Below are 19,633 nucleotides of genomic sequence, written 5' to 3' on the forward strand. Positions count from 1 at the left end.
AGAATATGGCAGTGGAAAAACCAATCACCCACTTCATTAGCATCAAACTCAATAACCACTTTTTGCATGGGAGCCACGTCTACGGTATGCTTTAAAGGAGAATATGCTCCATTCTTATTCAGTACTCTAAAAAAGTGACCATGCAAGTGCATAGGGTGATGCATCATGGTAAGGTTGTTTAAAGTTATGCGAACTACCTCCCCTTTTTCTATTTTTATTTTATCGGTTTCCGATAAGGGTACGCCATTGATACTCCACACATACCGATTCATATTTCCGGTAAGATTGAACAAGAGTTCTTTCACAGGCTTAGTACTGTCAAATTCAGTTTTCTTTGGAGCTTTTAAAAAGTTATAGTTAAACTGTGGATTACCAGCAGTTTTCATATGGCTACCCACTACTTTTTCAGCTGGTATCTTGTAGCCCATTTCCATACTGTGCTGGCTGTTCATACTATTGTTCTTCATAGAATCACTGGCCATCTGCATGGGTTTTTCATCAGAGAATTTCTTGTCTTTTTTCATAGCCATTTGCCCATCCATGTTCTTTTGCATATTGTCCATAGTCATGTTACCCATTTTCATTTGGTACTTCTTCATCACTTTAATGGAATCCTGATGATGTGGTCTGAATTTTGAAGCTGGCGCTCCCATTTTCATATCCATTTGCATCATCTTTTTCATCTTGGCAATCAAATCGGGTTTGGGTACTACAGGAGCTTCTTGCAATGGTCCTTCTCCCAGTGTTGCAGTAGCAAAACCAGAGCCATCTTGTGCCATGGCACGTACTTGCAGTTTTCCATTAGCTGGAATGGTCACTACAAAGTCATAGGTTTCTGCCACCCCAATAAGCGTTTTATTGTGGGCTACGGGTACCACGTTCTGCCCATCAGACGCAATGAGCATAGGGTCATTAGCGCCTCCAAAAGTTAGCCAGTAATACGATGCTGCTGAGGCATTAACAAATCGAACGCGTACTTTTTCTCCAGGTTGAAAACTTGGGTATTCCTGTTGATTTTTACCGTTGATCAAAAAGGTATCATAAAAATTATCACTAATAGCAAAGTCGGGCATGCGCTGCCACATCATTTTTAATTTGGCACCCACGGCTCCTTTTTTGATGATCTTATCCCAACTTTGCACTTGTTTCTTTTTGATCAAATACCATTCATTACCTCTTTTTAAATTCTTAAGTTGAGAGGCAGGGTTTTCATCCATCCAATCCGATAGTACCAATACCAGATCCTTATCGTAGGCTACCGGTTTCTCTTTGGGGTTTATCTGTATAGATCCGTACACACCGCGTTGCTCTTGCAGTCCTGTATGGGAATGATACCAGTAGGTTCCGGCTTGTTTCAATTCAAATTTATAGGTAAACGTTTCACCGGGCGCTATGGGCGGTGTGGTTAAATAAGGTACGCCATCATAGAAATTGGGCAATATCAGTCCGTGCCAGTGTACCGAAGTTTCATGATCTAAATTATTGGTTACGTGAATCACGGCAAACTCCCCTTCTATAAATTCTAGATTTGGACCGGGAATACCTCCATTAATGGTAATGGCATCAATATCCTTCCCTGTAAAGTTTACAGTTGTATGGTCTATGGTTAAATGGTATTCGTGCTCTGGAAGGTTATGAATATTTTCTTCGGAAAGATTGGCCGTTTGCGCCCATAAGGATGGCGATACACACAACAGACCAACAAAATAATATAGCTTTTTTAACATGTAACAATCTTTTTAAAATAGTAAATGATGAGCTAACTAATAAGAGGTATATACTTGCAGAAGTTTACACCCATGATTACATCATTCCTAGATTAAAAAAGATGCTAATAAAATATAAAGCGGTTCTTGACTTTTGGGTGGTCCTTTAGCAGGAATGCTAACTTCTTGCTCAAGAGTAGTGCATACCTGTAACTCGTCCCATCCTTCATTGATTTCGGGAATACTGCATACAATTGTAGCAACTGCTTCGGGAGCATCTTGCTGCACATCATGCTGACCTTTGACATAGATTTGTTGGTCGTGACAACAATGAGCCTGTTGATGTAATTGATGATCTTTATGAGTGCTTAGAACGGCCTCACAGCAATTGGTATGCGCTGACGGACGCAGGGATGTAGTCACCAACGTATCCGCGCAATAATGTTTATGTACCGTAAAAGACAGTGTAGACATCAGTGTAAGGCATGCTACAAGCATACAGCTTAACTGCTGAACATACAATCTTATCTTTTTTCCGGCCATGAATAATATTTTTAATATAACATCCCTAAAAATACTTAGTTCTCAGTGCATTTCATATTAAAAGGAATGTAAAGGAATCCTAAAGATTTGTAAAGAAGATGTTTTTGTATGGCAAAGAAATACCTGTATTCTAGATGATATCGCTAGTGCTTTGGCAGTCGTTTGTACCTCTTCACATACACCAACCCTAGCATAATACATATAGGCACTACAACACAGATCCATACAGAGGCTTGCACATAAGTGAGCCCCCAACGTTCAAACCAATTCAGAAAAGCTACAGCGCTATCAAACAGGCGGTCTGAAAATAGTTCAAAATCTGGTATCAACCATAATACCACGGCGAGCAATACGCAAAAACACGGAAATAGGTATTTCTTTTTTACAATGTTCCCAATCAAAAAGACAAAGCACATCGGTATGATGATGAAATACACAATGATGTTCACCTCACGATAGGTAAACCCCGTATGCAGTGCTATCCACTTGAGGAGATGATAAGTACCGTCAAAAACTTCTTTCATACCTATGCAGCCACCTTAGCAGGATTGTTTCTAAAAAGATACAAAAAAAGCATCGCAAAAATGCCGTATACTGCGGTAAGCACTATGATGAACGTGGAAGGCGCTTCACTTCGTATCGTCATTTTAAAAAGGACTACTGCCCCTACTCCAAAGTGCATCAAATTTCCCATGACAATAGGGCGGTTATAAATACCGCCGATAATACTTCCTTTGGCCATCCAATTCACTAGCCCAAATCCCATATACAAGGTGCTTAGCAATTGCAAACATAGTACAGTAACGCTAGTCACTTCCGTTTCTAGATAAGACGCTAGTTCATTGGGTAAAAAAGATAGTGAGATTCCTATGGCAGCCAAAAACAAGGCACTACTGGTCATAATGATCTTGGTATTCATGGGGTTGTTAGGTGGTTTTAGTATGTTAGTCGCTACTATTCCTAGTACGTTACGCTACAACCGTGAGCTTAACTTATACAATCATTTTTTAATATTCGTATAAAATGTTTTGTTCAGAATTTGTTATGTTCAGTAGCACTTCGTTTCCGTCTATTTGCAAGTTTGAAATATCAAATGTCAATTCTTTTGTGATATACGCTTCACATAATTCCTCATTCTTTAATGATAATCTCAAATTTCTTTGAGGCGGATCTGATTCCAGAATATCTTCCGAATCTATCAGTTTTAATTCCCAAGTATTTCCGTCACAACCACCCGAACTAAAATTAATTTTCAAACAGTCGCCATTTATTTCTAAACTGTTTATTTCTAATTGATCAAAAGTCCCATTTTGATATTGTTCGGCGCTAATTAATGTCTCAAAATCACAATTTGCTGAGCTTCCATTATTGTTATCATCATCTGTACAGGCTAAAATTGAAAGTCCGATAACTAAAGTAAATAATATTCTTTTCATTTGAGTTTCTTTTTTATCAGATTCGATTTTTTCAATTAGTTGCGTCTAAATTGTATTTAACCCATTGATACCCCCACCAAAATACAACTTTTACACACCAAACCCCAAACAATAAAAACAATTGGTGGCTGAGTGCTTTGTGGAATGCAATGGAGCAAAGTGTATCGAAGCCCTCTAAACTAAATGTTTTTTAACTCAGATCTTTGTTGTAACCAGTTTTTATTCAATTTCTGCTCTTAAATTTTCGATTTCGGTATCCCAAAAACTTGATTCAAGATAATAATTCGGATTCAACGTTTTAAATTTATTTTCTAATTCAGTCAGATGTTTTTCGGTAAACATTGATTCGAAAAATCCATCTTCTCCAAACTCGTTGTTTATTTTTTCAATGAAATCTCTGAAAAGAAGAAGGGAAGAAGCCAATTCCGAAATAATTTTGTTCATATTTTCCATAAACTCAAATCCTTGTTCGTGGTCAAGTAGAACTAATTTGTCATTGTCAGATGAATCAATGCAAATTGGATTTCCACTATTGTCAGAGCCGAAAATCCAATAATCTTTAGCTTTTTCATCTAAATCATCATATTCATAATAGCTTTGGATGTATTGAATTCCCAATCATAACTTCTTAATCCAAATCCTAAAAAGGGTGCTGCATCTTCGGGAAATCCGATTTTTAAAAATTCTTTTGTTTTTTCGTTTAGATTTGATTTTTCTACTTGGTCAATCGGAAATTCAACCCATCTTTCAGAGTCATTACTCATCCATATTGTTTTAAATTCAGTTGGATTCATTTCGTTTGGTCAAATTGGTTATAACGGCTCGAATATGCGTAGTGCGGGATTTCAAAGCGATTTCCTATCAAACCGTTGCGATGTTTATTAAATGTACTGCCCTTAAAATTAGCACTTTCCGCCGAATGTTTTATATACCGTGTTGTGTTTTCATGCTTTATCCTCCATAGTCTGCCTGTGTGTCGGGGCAGCCATACTCTTTGCCAAGTTTTGGTTTGTGCGTCGGCTTTTTTAAGCGACTTGGCGATGTGTATGGTTGCGAAGGGTTGGCTTTTATTTCTACGACTCAATTTATTTATAAGATTTCTTCTCTTAGCAAGTAAGCATTTACAGAACTTTTTTCTATTAAGAAATTAAGAATAACTAAAACTCGTTCCTTAAGGTTTTTGTTTCTCCTAACTTCTGTTCGATTAATAAATAAATATTTACGTATCAGTATTTCTAAATAATATACAGTATTTACACCTAGTTTATCAGTCCATAAATTCTTGTTGCTATTAAGCATATCACTTATCCAAAAAATTCCATCATTTATGAAGTTACTTCCAATTTGATTTAAAACTTGTGAAACTGAATCAAGAACAAAAACATTTTCGCCTAAATCAGCTACAATTCTTTTATAGAATCTCTTATCTCTGGATTTAAGAGAATGCCATTCTTTTGCATCTTTTCTCCACCAGGGCCATGCAAGTAAATAACTATGCACTAACTCTTTTGTATGATAACCTCCTTCTTTTGCAATTCTAACTATATGAGAGTAAAATGCTTCCCAAACAAGCCAGAATTGTTCATATCTATTAATTCTATCCTGTGTCGAAATAAATTCTTCGAGTAAATATTTGGTTTCTTCACTTGATGAAAGATGATTAACAATAGGAGAAATAAATGAACTTATTTCTTGAGAGTCTTTATTTAAGATGAATGGACAAATTTTTCTAAAAAAGCGGAACCTTAATTTAATTAGATTGGTTTCTCTTTTATACTTCAATAGATTCTCGAAAAGAATTGGTAATATTTTTAGAATAAAACTATTCAATAATTTATTTTGAGATTTAATCGGAACTAATTGAATTACAGTTTCTAAATCCTTTAACTCAAAGTCGTTTAAATTTAAATCATCAAAATTTATGTCACTAACATCAACTTGGAAAACATCTTCTATTTCATCTTCATTACTTTCTATAAATTCCCGAACTAATACAGCTTGTGGTTTTCTTGGACTGAACGGGTGTTTACTTTCCCCGTCAGCCACGTTCTTGAAATTGGAATATAATGGTTTAATTTTCAAGAAAGCGTAAATAATTATTAATGCATCTTCACTAGATATTTCCCATAATGAATTGACAATAGATTCTATTGAATAATCGCAAACACGTTTATATTCTCCAATAGAGTGTTCATCAAATAAGATTAGCAGTAAAAGATTATTGTAATCTTTCTTATTGTCAGGAAACAGCCTATACAAAAGAGGAATAGCATTTATTGCCACTTCAACACCATCAGATATTTGGTAGCCATAACCATCTCTTAGTGGTGCAATAGCAAAATCATGAATTATATCTCTACATAATTCAAGTTCTTCTTCGCTTAAACTCTCGGAGTATTCTTTAAGAAGTGCAAAACTAGCAAAAGCAGGAGTTGAAAAGTCGAAATGATTTGACTTTGCTATGTCTGGATTTATAAGCTCATTAATTTCCTTTATAACAAGATTTGGATTATTTTCATATTGAGCATATTGAGATGTATCTTGCTTTTGGTCAAACTTATTTCTACTCCATAAACTTAAAGCAGTATATTTCATAAAACTTGAGTACTCTTTTTCACCTTCCTCACTATATCTTTTCAATTCTGGTTCAATCTCTGGATTTAAGTCAACCAATATGCCATTATCTTTTTGCTCAATCTTAGGCTTCATTTTACGCCTATCAATTCTAGCAATGAGAAGTTTTTGAGTTTTAGTTAATTTTTTCTTTTTGTGCTCATCAATTATTGACCATATAGAATTCTGTCTTCTTTCAACTTCTTCATCTTTTGTTTCTTCCGACTTGAAAAACTGATAATTCAAGGCAATATGCTCAATAGTGACTTTTCTATGCTTGTCTTTTAGAGTTTTTATTCTTTCATCTTCGTGAACTTTATTCCTTTGATTCATTCCAGCCCCAATGCGGTATATTGTGGCCGCTGTATGTTCGGACGTGTATAAAGTAATATCATAAAGAAATAACTCAATAGACTTAAATAAAATCTCTGCAATCTCAAAGTATTTTTCAGGGTGAGCTTTTACGACACTTGCAACTACGGATGTAATAGATGCCGATTTTGATTTAGCAAGCAAATATTTTAACCATTGAGAAAGAATGTTAGTCTTATCAATTTTTGCCGTTTCCAATAAATATTTTTCAAGTGCCATGTGCATACACTGTAAAACATGTGGTGTAACTGGCGACCCCGTTCCTCTATGCATAGACCATAATGCATTACTTATATATTGCTTCTGAGTAATACCATCATCTATATGTATATCAACACATTCAACATCTTCCCCATACTTTGATTTGGAATAATATTCTACAGTTCGGTTTGTAAAATCTACAATAAAATCAAATGTTTCCTTAGGTGAAAATCGAAGTAGCCAATATATTGGGGTTTGTAAAGCACTTGATGGGAAATAATCAAAACCATTCTTATTTAGCGAATAGTATTGTTCCATATCAATTCCTCCATAACCAAACATATCATTATCCTCAGATTCTTGTTTAAACCAAAACAGGTCAGCAATTTTAATAATCTCAGATGGTAAGGCTTGAATAATCGGTATGTTTTCATGCGTTTTTGTTAGCACATATTTACACAACTTATTGTAAGGAGAATTGTGATTAGTCCATTTATTATCGATGACGTTTTTAAATATTTCTTGAAGCTCAGCAACTAATTCCCTCGCACCTTGTATTATTATTTTGACTAATCCTTTTAATATATCAGAGTACCTATAGGTTTCTTTTTGCGATATGATACACTCATAGAATTTAAGGGCAATTTTACTAGATTCTCTAGTAATAGTTCCAGTTTTGAATTCATCGTTCCATTCTTTTAAAAGAGGTATTAAAAATGAAGCATCTTCTATACTAAAGGATTCGAATTCATTAGATATAACATTTATGATTGCACCCCAACCAGAGCCCTTAGGTATTGTGAAAATATACTCAGGACTAATATCTTCATCATTAACTTTTAACATCTTCATTAAAGGCTCATTAACTTCCTTACATGCAGTTCTTAACAAGAAAATGATTCTTCTTAAGAGTTTGAACTCTTCTTTAAATAACAAATCTTTTCTTTCACAAAAGAAATTATTAGATATATCAGAAAGTAAAATAGATATTAGAATTTCATCTTGCCATGAAGTATCAATTGTTTCAGAGTAAATTACTTCCTCAATAATTTCTTCTATTTCATCAGGATTAAGAAAAATCTTATTAGAAATCCATAATCTAAATGCTCTTCTAATCGAAAGAGAAGTACCTAGTTCGGCAAAAAATGAATCTAAATCCCTTTTGTGCTCCTGAAAAGTTCTTTCAATTAATAAATCAAGAGCCCATTCTTCATAAATATCATGAGTAATGAAATATCCATTATTAGATGAGCTATATTCAATAATTTCTTCATTTTGCAGCAACGATAACGGCTCTTTTGAATACCCTTCAGCTTTAGAATAAAAGTTTCCACTTTTACTTCTATCTTTTGCCAAGGATAAAAAGCATTCCTCCCTTTCAATATGAATATTGTTCTTTGTATAGGTTGAGTTTTGAATTTTAGTTTTCCATAAGTTGGTTTTAAAATCGGAATAACTAGCCTTCTGACTATCCTCTGAATAGAATGTCAAATACTGGTTTAAATAGAAAGGATTTCTAATGAGATGTTGTAAACGTATTTCAGGTGGAATAATAAAACCATAGCTTTGAGCGAATTTATTTAACTCATCTTCGGTTATATTTTCTAAACTTATATTATTTGGAGATAATCTGTATACATGAATTAATTGAAAGCGTAAATCATCAAGATATATATTTCTTGTTGTAAAAATAATGCACCAATTATTTTCGATTAATGATGCAACAAACTCTTTAAAAGGCTCATTATTTTCAATTTCTGATAATCTTTCAGCAGAATCGATAATGATTACCTTGGATTTCTCGTTTTCATGACACTTTAAAAAATCACTAAAGGATATAGAGTAGGGGAAAAACAAATCATTGATATGCTTTATTAAGAATTCGTTGGCTTTAAAAACATAAAATGGCTTTGATTTATTTCTGTCATACAATTCTTTAACTAAAGCTGTTTTGCCAGTACCACCATTACCACTAATGATGATAGATTTGAATGTATTAGTTTGAGATTCAATTTCTAAGATTATGTCATTTCTATCTATTTTAATTTGATTCTCTTTATACTGAATATCACAATGAATTGGAGTTAGAATACTTTTTGTGTGTAAGTCAATTTCATTTAACGAGTCAACTTTCGATTTTTCATTACTAAAAAAGTATTCACCTAAATATGAGATATGAGGCTTTGCAAGTTGAATTTCGAAATTGCTTTGAACCTTCCATATTATCTCAATATTTATATTTTCAGCTTCTTTCTCTATTTCAACCTTATACTTGGGGTCTTTCTTATCTTTACTTGAACTTTCTGAAAATTCTTTATTTAGGTAAAATAGAATCTTATCTAAGTCTTTGTTTTTGGATTTGGCTTTTTTTATAGAATCAATAATATCTTCCTTGTTATCTGAAACTTTTGAATCATAATACTTCGCCTGAAAACCAATCAATTGGTTGTCCTTTTCAATAGGTTCTGTTTCTATTCCTGTTTGATTTTTAAACCTAAAAATTCCAGTGGGAACATTATATTCATCGCAAAATAGATGATAAGCTAGCAACTCGAACATCGAAGTCTCTTCTCCATCAAATTTTGCTCTAAAAATATTCCAATTAAGTTTTATCATATTTCTTTAACTCTATTCTTCTGCAGCTGCTCAAAGTGCGTCGGCAAAAATTTGGCTCTTTTGCAAGCTGAAGCATCAGCATGTGGGTTTGGGCTTGCAAATGTGCCAAATGTGCGTTGGCTTTGGTTGCATGGTCTGTCTTTGCATGAGACACAACTCGTTTATATCATGAACAAGATACAACTTTTTATGCGATTTTAAATTTTTATTCCAAAAAAATCTTACAAAAAGCCTTCTAAAGACCATAGGCATACACCTCCAAAAAGAGGAGTTTTGTATAAAAAGTATGAGTATGGTTTCATCGCTTAGCTAAGATCCAAAAGACTGTCGGGTTAGTTACCGATAGGCAGCACACATGCTAGGTGCTTATGGAAGCAAGTACATCGCTCTTAGAGCGAGGCTTCTTTGTTACTAATACAATAAAAACCAATAAAACAACTAAAATATAAAAAATGCAGCACTTGAAGATACTTTATAGTCGTTGCAATAGCCGTACGCTCACCTCCCAAGGGGTTTCCTCCCAGTTTTGTTGCAGTCTTCCTTGGTAAAATGGCGTTTTCGTAAAGGAAACTAGCCGTTTACTGCAACAACACTGCAACCAACACCCCGGGTTGTTTTACGAAAATGTAACATTTGGTCACTTTTGGTAACATTCGCCACAACCTGGTATCAATAGTACTCAAAACGTATGGTATGGTATACATATGCACAAATTTGCACAATGGTGCACAACATGGCACAAGTTGTCACAACGCCCTTGCAGGTGTTAATTTTCGGTGGTAGGTTTACCACAGTTAGCTAACGATCAGTCAATTATTAATTTTTTAAACACTCAAAAATATGGCAACATATTACAAAGGAATCCTGGGAGGATTCTCGGGCAAAGTAGGCCCAGTGGTTGGCGCAAGATGGCGCGGAAAAGATGTAATGCGTAGTGCACCTACGCCAACTGATAAACCGGCAACGGAGTCGCAAATAGAGCAGCGCGCTAAGTTTAAGTGTGTGGCACAGTTTTTAATGCCGTTGCGAGCGGTGATCAGTCTGTATTTTGGAGAACCGTATCAAGATAAAAGCCGCTACAACCTGGCGACTTCCTATCACATTACCGAGGCGGTAAACGTGGTAGACAACGAGGGCGTGATGAACTATACCAAGGTATTGATCTCCAAAGGAGACATCCCGGGCATGCAGGGGCCTACCCTTACGGCGGCGGCCAACCAGGAGCTGCAGCTTACCTGGATAGACAACAGCAACCAGCCTATGGCAGCGGGTACCGATGACCTGCTGGTGGTGTGCTACGCGCCGGCTCAAAACTGGTACGAGATTTTTACCCCTACCGATAACCGCGAAGATGCCGGGGCTACGCTTACGCTGCCCACCTACTTTCAAGGGATTGAGGTAGAAGTTTGGGGTACGTTTGTCAACGCTGCGGTATCCACGGCTGCCACCAGTACCTATTTGGGTACGGCTACCGTATTGTAACCCATGTATATACCCTATGAAAAAAACCTATACCGCAATGGTATAGGTTTTTATGGTTTGAAAGGAAAAAGTAGTACTTACTTCAAATAATTACGAATAATGGTATGAATGCATTCCAAATCTACCAGCGCAAGATCGGGGTAATAGATAGTACCGCCAATACGCTCAAAGGGTATTTTGTGTTGCTTTCGCCAGTTATACAAGGTGTTGCGAGATACGCCATACTTATGCATAGCTTGTGCCTCTGTACAGTAGGCTTTTTCGCTAAGTAGCTTGTATAAAACAGCTACCAATTCGGCATATACCGAAGCTTCCGGTTGCTCATTGATATGAGCCAATTTTTTCTTTTTCATGGCTTAAATATTTAACAATTAGATTCTTAAGATATAAAAAAGATGCATTCGGTGTAATTTACAACGTTGTATTTCTTACAAAAAAGCACTATTTTTCGTTATCATGTACGATATATCCGTTAAACGGTAGTTAAATTTTAATATTAATTATTGATTTATAGCGGGTTACAGTGATGAAATCACATACCTATAGGGTATAATACCTATCAAAAAAGCAAGCATCAAAGCCGACTACACGATAGCCTAACTAATCTGAAATGGTATGTACGAAATTTTATAATTTTAAGAGGTAGGCTTGTAATTTTTATACATGATTTATGTATCTTACCACTATTAAAAAACTCAACAGATGAAAAAAACCTTTGTAAGCTTGCTCACAGCAGGCCTGATTGCTATGACCATTTCGTGTAATTCCGATGATGATGCTACAACCAACGAACCTACTGCGGGCACGGTTACGGCTGAATTGATGGAAGGCAAATGGTATTTTGTAGATACCCAGATCAACGGCATCAGTATTCCGTATAACGATCATGAAGACTGTGGAAAAGACTATTTAGAATTCAAAGCAGATGGTACGCTATGGCAAATAGATGTTTGGGATTGTGAACTGGATTACGAACAAATAGGTACCTATGCCATTACCGATGGTGATTTGTACATGAATGGTGACTATGTAGACGTAACCACGCTTACCGCCAATGCCTTGTCCATTACCATTATGGAAGATGTGGATGAAGACGGAACACCGGAAGAGGTGATCTCTAATTTTGACCGATAAGCTACATATCTATTAGAGAAGTAGCTAAAAGCAAACCAACACCCATACACCTTAACAACTACGAAACACCCATATGTATATGAAAAAACTACTACTATCGCTTTGCGGGTTGGCTTGTGCCCCACTGATGCATGCACAAATAGCCAATCAGGGCTATGACTTGATGGCTTGTGACACCGCTCCAAATGATGGAATGGCTGTTTTTGATTTGAGTGAAAACTCGTTAACCATCTTAGGTACGCAAGCTCAGGAAGACTACGCTGTTACCTACTATACCACGCAAACCGAAGCAGATGCCGGGGTAAACAGTATTGTCAACCCTATGATGTATACCAATATGGTGAATCCACAGACCATCTATGCACGGGTTACCTCCTATGCCAATGGGGCGTATGCGACCAGTAGTTTTGATATTACGGTGTATGAGGTGCCTATCATCAACACACCTACGCCTTTGGAGGCGTGTGATGATGATTTGGATGGATTCGCTATGTTTAATCTGGAAGCTAAGATCCCGGAGATCGTTGTGATGCCTCCGGATGCTCAGGTACTCTTCTACTATTCAGAAGCAGATGCCATGGCCGAGATAAATACTTTAGTTCCTGCTACGGCCTTTTTGAACATGACACCCTATACACAAACGGTGTATGTGAATGTAAAAAATCCTATAAGTGGCTGTTACAGCATTACTACGCTAGACCTCATAGCCCTGGATTGTACCGATACCGATGCAGATGGTGTGCTAGATAGTGCCGAAGACCTCAATGGCAACGGCAATCTGGAAGATGATGATACCGATCTGGATAACATTCCTAATTATATGGATGCTGATGATGATGGCGATTGGGTACCTACGCTTGTGGAAGTAACCCTTACCACCGGGTTGGTACAAGACCTGCACCATACGGTGATAGATACGGATGGCGACCTCATTGAAAATTACCTGGATAATGATGATGACAACGATACCATACTAACCATCTATGAAGATTATAACGGAAACGGAGATCCTACCGATGATGACACCGATGAAAATGGCGTACCGGACTATTTGCAGTATGAAGTAGCTACCATGAACGTAGTGGCTGTTTCCAAAACATCGGTACGTATATATCCCAATCCGGCAACGGAAGTGCTTTATATAGAAAACCTAAGTGCACAGGCTACGATAACCGTGGTAGACTTGCAAGGAAGAACCATACATCTAAACGTTATGGGAGATGCCACCACAGGATATAGGCTGCCCATTGCAGTGCTAAACACAGGTGTTTATACGCTCTACATTCAGGATGAAGACCATACCAGCAGCATTCAGTTTGTAAAAACAAGTCATTAACATTGGCTACAAACCTGCGTTGCTAGCATACACACGATGCATCAAAATAAGGTCAGTTTTAACAATTCACACAGGGTATCGTACAGTTGGGTATACTTTTTTGGGTTCACAGCGCACAGCGCTGCACCTTTGTACCATAAAAATGAACTATCGGTTTCGTATAGGTTATTTTTATAGGTATCTTTAAGGAACAAAAAAACAACCATCTGATACAACCTGCTATGCTAAAAATTGTAAAAATACTAGGGAAGTTGATCGCAAGCCTGCTGCTCTTGTTGATTATTACAGTACTGGTAATCATAGGGATAGACAGCTACCGCACCGGGTATTTGAAAACCGATGCCATAGACCAGGCAGCGCACAACAGCTATGTGATCACCCACGTGAATGTGATTCCCATGCACAAAGATACCGTGTACCAAAATACGAGTGTGTATATCAAGAACGGCATCATTGCACACATTGCAGATACCATATCAGCACCCAATGTACCCACCATCAACGCCAACGGTAAATACCTGTGCCCGGGTTTGATAGACATGCATGTACATGTTTGGGATACGTACGAACTGGGGCTATACCTTGCCAACGGAGTCACCGCCGTGCGCAACGTGTGGGGTATGCCCATGCATCTGCGTATGAAAGAAGCCCTGCGCACGAACGAACTTATAGGTCCGGAGTTCTTTACCAGTGGTCCTAAAATCACGGGACCGGAATTTATTGGAGATGATAACTTACAGATCTTTTCACCGGAGGAGGCTACCGAAAAAGTAATTGATTTTAAAGCGAAGGGGTACGACTTTATCAAGGCTTATTATGGATTACCCAAAGATACGTACGATGCCGTGATAACACAGGCGGCCAAGGAAACTATGGACATCATAGCCCACCCGTCTCAAAAAGTACCCTACAGTTATCATTTTAATCCGCAGATACGCTCTATAGAACATGCGGAAGACATTGTACAACAACCGTTGGCATATACGCTGGATACCGTGGCACTGGCCAGGGTGGTGGACACCTTTGCACAGTCGACCCATACTGCCTTTTGCCCTACGCTGACGGTATACAACAATATTTATCAAATTTTACAGAACGATACCATACTCCAAATGCCAAAGCTGGGCTATATGAATCCACTCATCAAAAAAGTAGACAGCCAGGCATCCTTTGACCGATGGTACCAAACCAAACAAAAAGACACGGGCGTAGTAGTACGCATCAAAGCACAGCATGATTTTCATCTCAAAATAGTGAAAGAATTGCACGATGCAGGAGTGCCCATCATTTGTGGTACCGATGCCGGTATTGGAATTACCCTACCCGGGTTTTCGCTACACCGGGAATTGGCTTTTTATAAAGCCGCCGGACTCTCTAATTACGAGGTATTGAAAACAGCTACCATCAATGCTTCACAAACCCACAGCATCATGAATCATATGGGCAGTATTGAAGAAGGCAAAACAGCCAACATGCTGTTGCTGGAATCCAACCCGTTAACCGATATAACCACCTTGCAAAACCCCGCCATGGTTTTTAGCAAAGGACGACGTATCAACCGGGAAACCTTGGAAACATTTGAGACCAAAGCATACGATAGAAACAACCTTTGGGTATCGGCGCTTCGCTACGCAGAAAACCTGATCATAGAAAAATAAAACCATCCACATGAACAAACAATTCTTATATCTGGCAGCCATGGCTTTGTGTATCGCAGGCTGTACCATAGCCGGCCTTAGTCTGGGAATCTTATATTCGGAAGTATGGGTAGGCATTTTGCTGGGCTTGGGTATAGGCCTGCTGATAGCAGCCCTACTCCTACTGCGCAAAACAAAAGAGACCGCTATGTAAAGTGCTACGGCTAAGTACAGCATTTAGATACCAAACAGCATGAGTGCTTCATAAGCAACGGCAATGGCCGTATGCAACAAACAGCACCCTAGCTCTCTAAAAATACTGTATCTTCGTTGACCAACCGAATACCATGAACACCAAAGACACTAGTATACTCATTGCCTTTGTACTGCTAAAGTTTTGCCTGCAATACCTGTTATTAGATGCCGGCTATGACTTGCAACGAGATGAATATTTGCATTTAGATCAGGCAAATCATTTGGCTTGGGGCTATGCTTCGGTGCCTCCGGTGACTTCCTGGATCTCGTGGGTAATTAAGTTGCTGGGCAATGGAGTGTTTTGGGTAAAACTGTTTCCCGCCCTGTTTGGAGCATTGACCTTAGTGGTTGTTTGGAAAACCTGTGCGCTCCTGGGCGGTTCCCGCTATGCAAAAGTGCTAGGAGCTACCTGTGTACTCTTCTCATCACTGCTACGCCTAAATACCTTGTACCAACCCAACTCACTAGACGTGCTGTGCTGGACTGCAACGCTCTACCTGTTGATGCGATACCTAAAAACGGAACGCCCGAAGGTACTATACTACACTGCGGTGGTAGTAGCCATAGGTATTTTGAACAAATACAACATCGCGTTTTTACTATTGGCTATCATACCTGCTTTGCTGTTCACCCCGCAACGCAAAATCTTTAGGAAAAAAGAACTATACATCGCAGTGGCGATAGGGCTACTGCTCATTTCGCCAAACCTATGGTGGCAAGTGACCAACCATTTTCCTGTGCTACGCCACATGGAAGAATTGGCACGTACACAGTTGGTCAACGTAGCCAGGGCAGATTTCCTGAAAAATCAACTGTTCTTTTTTACGGGAGCGTTGTTCGTTATCCTTGCGGCATTGTATGGGTTGTTCTTTGCGACTGCACTACGCCCCTACCGTTTCCTTTTTTGGACATTCTTTGGAGTGTTGGCGCTCTTTACCTATTTCAAAGCGAAAGATTACTATGCTATAGGGCTGTACCCTATTTACATTGCCATAGGAGCAGTTTATAGTTCCAACATTGTACAACACAAAGTAGCCCTGGTGATAAAGCCACTGTTGTTGGCGCTGCCCGTATTGGTATTTGCACTCACCTATGAAGTAGCCTACCCCAACCAAACCCCGGAATACATCATAACACATCAGGAAAAATACCGGGCATTGGGGCTCTTGCATTGGGAAGACGGCAAAGACCATGACATTCCACAAGACTATGCAGATATGCTGGGATGGCGCGAACTGGCTGAAAAGGTAGATGCCGCATACCGAACTATAGAAGTACCGGAGCAAACCCTGATATTATGTGACAATTATGGACAAGCAGGTGCCATTAATTACTATACAAAAGAACCGCTAAAAGCAGTATCCTTCAACGCAGATTATATCCATTGGTTTGAACTCAGCAATCCGTATACCAACCTGATTAGAGTAAAGAATCGGGATGAACGCCACGAAGAATTTGAAAAAACACGTCCGTTTTTTGAATCAGGAAAGGTATACGATTCTATTACCAACGTATATGCACGTGAATACGGCACCGTTATTTTTGTATTTGAAAATGCTAAGATTGATGTAAATGCGCGTATTCAGGAAGAGTTACAATCGTATGAATAAAAGAAAAGTTCAAGATCATATCGTATTCATAAAATACAGCATCAAATTTTCTGCTCATCGGAATGCATGGTAAAAATCAGCCACACCATAGTCTACCGAATTACTGAACTTAGCAGTTGTTACCCTAAGCCACTACAGAAACGTTCGCAGTAGTTTTGACACTTTTACACTTTAAACGTATATTGTAGCTTTCAAACGAACAGCTAACATACTTCCGTAATGATGAAAAAGAGTATAGGACTTTGGCTATTGCTTTGCTTACCATTCTTATCCATTGCACAAGAAACCAATGTGCCTACCCTGGCGGCAGAACTATGCAATGATTTTAAAGATGTGGACACTACACAATCCATAGCAACTTTGAGCAATATACTACAGCAAAAAGCGGTAGCTTTTTACAACAGACACGAGACCGATCTTGCCGCGATGGAAAAGCAAACCAAGCAGGTATATGTAGAAAAATCGGATCTGGAGGTATATGAGATGGTTCGTAATTTCATTACAGCAGAGGCCATTACCAGCTGTCCTGTTTTTATGAAGGTATACCAAAAAGTTGCCAAACGCGGGTATGCTACAGACAAGCTATCCATTCAACACGTTTCCCAAAAGGTATGTGATCTAATGGCTGCCAACGCTTCCAAGGGCTATGTAGCCTTAAATGAATTGGTGAACAACAGCATCTATGATTTTGAGATGGAAGAAAAAAGGCTGATAGAAAAAGAATACGGCCAGTTTGGTAGCAGAGAGTACTTTGGAGATTTGCAGGCGTATATGATGTACAACTGTGATGAGTTCTTTAAAATGGCTATTTACATAGAAATGTATGGAACCGAAGCACCGCCGAAGATTGAAAAAGAAGAGTTTACTGCAGCGCAAAAGGAAATTGGATATACTCAAGATGAATTTAACGACATACTTGGAAAAGTAAAAACACTGGTTTCAGATATCATCTACGCAGATTATGACGCATTAACAAAGAAACTAAACATACCTACCAGCACACTCAAAACCAAGTTAGACACGTACTTGAACGGGAGTACCATTGATTTAAAAGACAGCTCGGACAGGACGTTTATTTCAGAATCTTTTACCAAAGGAAAAGCTAAAAAACAACTGGAGCTCACCATCATTGCCATGACTTTTTTAGACAAAAGAGCTCATGAAGAATTTACAAGAGGTGATTATCATTTTGTGATCCAAGCACAAGTTGGTTTATCCTCCGAAGAAGAACTGATCCTCACCGATGTGGTGATCATCACAGAAGATAAAGCTCTTGACGACTGGTGGCTGGGCCAATACAAAGACTACGTGTCCAAAACCATTGCTCTTGCCAACATCTATGAATTGGTTCCGGTACCACCTCCGTATCCACCAACAGATCATCTTAAATAAACGTACATAAAACAGGCTAGCAGTTTTTAGTCAAGATCAGACTGTTATAAAATAGCATGGCATCGGTACGAATAGTCCTCATAAAAAGGTCGCATTTCATCCTGAAATATCTTAACTAGAACGAGAAGCGAAATATATCATTTCGGTATTCATATGATTTTGTGTATCTTATAGAAGGAAACAAAAATTACAGACCTATGCCTATCATCAAAACGCAAACAGACTGTAGCCTTTCCCCCAAAGCGCTGTTTATTAAAGACTTTAATATAGCCATTGCTACGGATAATATCGACTTTTTAACCAACCACGTGACCGATTCCCTGGAATGGCATATTATTGGAGATAAAGTAATTCGCGGAAAAAAAGCATTTCAGAAGGAATTACAACATATGATATCTCATGAAATAGATGAATTAATCATTCAGCAAATCATCATCAACGAAAAAGAAGCTGCGGCAAACGGCACTATGACCATGAATAGCGGAACTACGTACGCGTTTTCAGATTTCTATACATTTCATTCCACTTCAGAAAAAGCGATTAGTGGTATTACATCGTACATCATTAAACTAGACTAAAACCTATTCATGAGATATTTGATTTCCATAATGGCTTTCGTGATGCTCATAACGACTTTGAGTTGTTCAGAAAATCAAATGAATCCACGAGAGCTTGAAGATTGGAATTTCGTAAAAAAATCAAATAATTATCTTGATTGTATCACCTTTATTCGGAAGTACCCTAACACCACTAAATTTGATTCTGTTTTACAACAGTACGAGCGTCAAAAAGAACTTTCAATGCCCACAATAGCTGATTGTTTCCAAAACTGTGCTTCCTTTACCATTGATAGTTCCGGGACTATTTTTTATGAAGATAAAGTCACCTCGCTAGATACTATTTTTCCTGTTCTGATGCATTTCATAATCAATAAAGAAAATGAACTCCATTTGCCTGACAAATTCACTACAATTGACTTGGAAAATGTAAAACGATCCTATTCCAAAGCAGCCTTCATCGTCTATTATCATAATAATCAAGGGAAGCAGTTGCAAAGAGTTACCCGAAGCATTTCTGGAGCGTTTAATTTTTACAGAAATTATCTAAGTAATTCCTGGTATGGAGAAGATTATGTAAATCTAGATAGTGAACATCGTTACTTTATGGATAAACTATTGCAGTATCGCATTCGTTTGGAGCGGCAAAATAAAATACCAGTACCTCCACCTCCACCACCTGAATTCTGAAAAAAATCCACAACACTGAACTAAAAAGTAGCAATTGGTAAAGTTCAATTTTA

General features: G+C 37.9%; 16 protein-coding genes. 8 read left to right on the forward strand and 8 right to left on the reverse strand.

Translation table 11 applies throughout. The features are described 5' to 3' along the window. From BM383_RS06035 to avs4, 7 genes are all read right to left on the reverse strand, one after another. Nucleotides 1–1,727: multicopper oxidase domain-containing protein (locus BM383_RS06035; protein WP_093024075.1), on the reverse strand; the 1,727-nt coding region annotated here is incomplete at its 3' end. Between the two features lie 87 nt (nt 1,728–1,814). Further along, a complete protein-coding gene (locus BM383_RS06040) occupies nt 1,815–2,249 on the reverse strand; it encodes an HYC_CC_PP family protein (RefSeq protein ID WP_093024077.1) in 435 nt (144 codons plus the stop codon). A gap of 526 nt (nt 2,250–2,775) precedes the next feature. Next, nucleotides 2,776–3,168: a hypothetical protein gene (locus BM383_RS06050; RefSeq protein WP_093024081.1), complete on the reverse strand. Its 393-nt coding sequence runs from the start codon at nt 3,166–3,168 to the stop codon at nt 2,776–2,778. 88 nt (nt 3,169–3,256) lie between these two features. Continuing rightward, the gene (locus BM383_RS06055; RefSeq protein WP_093024083.1) at nt 3,257–3,685 is read right to left on the reverse strand and encodes a hypothetical protein; all 429 of its coding nucleotides are present in this window, start codon (nt 3,683–3,685) and stop codon (nt 3,257–3,259) included. 219 nt (nt 3,686–3,904) lie between these two features. Then, the gene (locus BM383_RS06060; protein ID WP_093024085.1) at nt 3,905–4,303 is read right to left on the reverse strand and encodes a hypothetical protein; all 399 of its coding nucleotides are present in this window, start codon (nt 4,301–4,303) and stop codon (nt 3,905–3,907) included. After that, nucleotides 4,258–4,479 (reverse strand): hypothetical protein, encoded by a 222-nt coding sequence (locus BM383_RS06065; RefSeq protein WP_093024087.1) that lies wholly within the window; start codon nt 4,477–4,479, stop codon nt 4,258–4,260. The genes BM383_RS06060 and BM383_RS06065 overlap by 46 nt, the downstream gene beginning before the upstream one ends. Before the next feature lie 295 nt (nt 4,480–4,774). Then, entirely contained in the window at nt 4,775–9,487 is a 4,713-nt protein-coding gene (avs4, locus tag BM383_RS06070; protein ID WP_093024089.1) for an AVAST type 4 anti-phage nuclease Avs4, read from the reverse strand. A gap of 840 nt (nt 9,488–10,327) precedes the next feature. Here avs4 and BM383_RS06075 point away from each other — a divergent pair. Then, nucleotides 10,328–10,969 carry a DUF6266 family protein gene (locus BM383_RS06075; RefSeq protein ID WP_093024091.1) on the forward strand — a complete coding sequence of 214 codons (642 nt, stop codon included), beginning with the start codon at nt 10,328–10,330 and terminating at the stop codon, nt 10,967–10,969. A 77-nt stretch (nt 10,970–11,046) separates the two neighbouring features. Here BM383_RS06075 and BM383_RS06080 read toward each other — a convergent pair whose 3' ends face one another. Beyond that, nucleotides 11,047–11,322: a helix-turn-helix domain-containing protein gene (locus BM383_RS06080; RefSeq protein ID WP_093024093.1), complete on the reverse strand. Its 276-nt coding sequence runs from the start codon at nt 11,320–11,322 to the stop codon at nt 11,047–11,049. Between the two features lie 349 nt (nt 11,323–11,671). Between BM383_RS06080 and BM383_RS06085 the strand changes: the two genes are divergently transcribed. From BM383_RS06085 to BM383_RS06115, 7 genes are all read left to right on the forward strand, one after another. After that, nucleotides 11,672–12,103 (forward strand): lipocalin family protein, encoded by a 432-nt coding sequence (locus tag BM383_RS06085; RefSeq protein ID WP_093024095.1) that lies wholly within the window; start codon nt 11,672–11,674, stop codon nt 12,101–12,103. 79 nt (nt 12,104–12,182) lie between these two features. Continuing rightward, the gene (locus BM383_RS06090) at nt 12,183–13,439 is read left to right on the forward strand and encodes a T9SS type A sorting domain-containing protein (RefSeq protein ID WP_177229072.1); all 1,257 of its coding nucleotides are present in this window, start codon (nt 12,183–12,185) and stop codon (nt 13,437–13,439) included. A gap of 221 nt (nt 13,440–13,660) precedes the next feature. After that, complete coding sequence (locus tag BM383_RS06095) at nt 13,661–15,097, forward strand: amidohydrolase family protein (RefSeq protein ID WP_093024099.1); 1,437 nt, start codon at nt 13,661–13,663, stop codon at nt 15,095–15,097. A gap of 326 nt (nt 15,098–15,423) precedes the next feature. Further along, nucleotides 15,424–16,941 (forward strand): glycosyltransferase family 39 protein, encoded by a 1,518-nt coding sequence (locus BM383_RS06100; RefSeq protein ID WP_093024101.1) that lies wholly within the window; start codon nt 15,424–15,426, stop codon nt 16,939–16,941. 219 nt (nt 16,942–17,160) lie between these two features. Continuing rightward, nucleotides 17,161–18,333, forward strand: a complete 1,173-nt coding sequence (locus BM383_RS06105) for a hypothetical protein (protein ID WP_093024103.1) — start codon at nt 17,161–17,163, stop codon at nt 18,331–18,333. A 197-nt stretch (nt 18,334–18,530) separates the two neighbouring features. After that, complete coding sequence (locus BM383_RS06110; protein WP_093024105.1) at nt 18,531–18,911, forward strand: hypothetical protein; 381 nt, start codon at nt 18,531–18,533, stop codon at nt 18,909–18,911. A 9-nt stretch (nt 18,912–18,920) separates the two neighbouring features. Next, nucleotides 18,921–19,580 (forward strand): hypothetical protein, encoded by a 660-nt coding sequence (locus tag BM383_RS06115; protein ID WP_143106348.1) that lies wholly within the window; start codon nt 18,921–18,923, stop codon nt 19,578–19,580. Nucleotides 19,581–19,633: the final 53 nt, after the last annotated feature.

It is taken from the genome of Pustulibacterium marinum, assembly GCF_900116665.1.
Classification (GTDB): Bacteria; Bacteroidota; Bacteroidia; order Flavobacteriales; family Flavobacteriaceae; genus Pustulibacterium; species Pustulibacterium marinum.

Bases quoted from the DNA above. Each gene is read 5' to 3' on its own strand.
- BM383_RS06040 (WP_093024077.1), bottom strand. From the start codon at position 2,249: ATGGCCGGAAAAAAGATAAGATTGTATGTTCAGCAGTTAAGCTGTATG.
- BM383_RS06050 (WP_093024081.1), bottom strand. From the start codon at position 3,168: ATGAATACCAAGATCATTATGACCAGTAGTGCCTTGTTTTTGGCTGCC.
- BM383_RS06055 (WP_093024083.1), bottom strand. From the start codon at position 3,685: ATGAAAAGAATATTATTTACTTTAGTTATCGGACTTTCAATTTTAGCC.
- BM383_RS06065 (WP_093024087.1), bottom strand. From the start codon at position 4,479: ATGAATCCAACTGAATTTAAAACAATATGGATGAGTAATGACTCTGAA.
- avs4 (WP_093024089.1), bottom strand. From the start codon at position 9,487: ATGATAAAACTTAATTGGAATATTTTTAGAGCAAAATTTGATGGAGAA.
- BM383_RS06075 (WP_093024091.1), top strand. From the start codon at position 10,328: ATGGCAACATATTACAAAGGAATCCTGGGAGGATTCTCGGGCAAAGTA.
- BM383_RS06080 (WP_093024093.1), bottom strand. From the start codon at position 11,322: ATGAAAAAGAAAAAATTGGCTCATATCAATGAGCAACCGGAAGCTTCG.
- BM383_RS06085 (WP_093024095.1), top strand. From the start codon at position 11,672: ATGAAAAAAACCTTTGTAAGCTTGCTCACAGCAGGCCTGATTGCTATG.
- BM383_RS06090 (WP_177229072.1), top strand. From the start codon at position 12,183: ATGAAAAAACTACTACTATCGCTTTGCGGGTTGGCTTGTGCCCCACTG.
- BM383_RS06095 (WP_093024099.1), top strand. From the start codon at position 13,661: ATGCTAAAAATTGTAAAAATACTAGGGAAGTTGATCGCAAGCCTGCTG.
- BM383_RS06100 (WP_093024101.1), top strand. From the start codon at position 15,424: ATGAACACCAAAGACACTAGTATACTCATTGCCTTTGTACTGCTAAAG.
- BM383_RS06105 (WP_093024103.1), top strand. From the start codon at position 17,161: ATGATGAAAAAGAGTATAGGACTTTGGCTATTGCTTTGCTTACCATTC.
- BM383_RS06110 (WP_093024105.1), top strand. From the start codon at position 18,531: ATGCCTATCATCAAAACGCAAACAGACTGTAGCCTTTCCCCCAAAGCG.
- BM383_RS06115 (WP_143106348.1), top strand. From the start codon at position 18,921: ATGAGATATTTGATTTCCATAATGGCTTTCGTGATGCTCATAACGACT.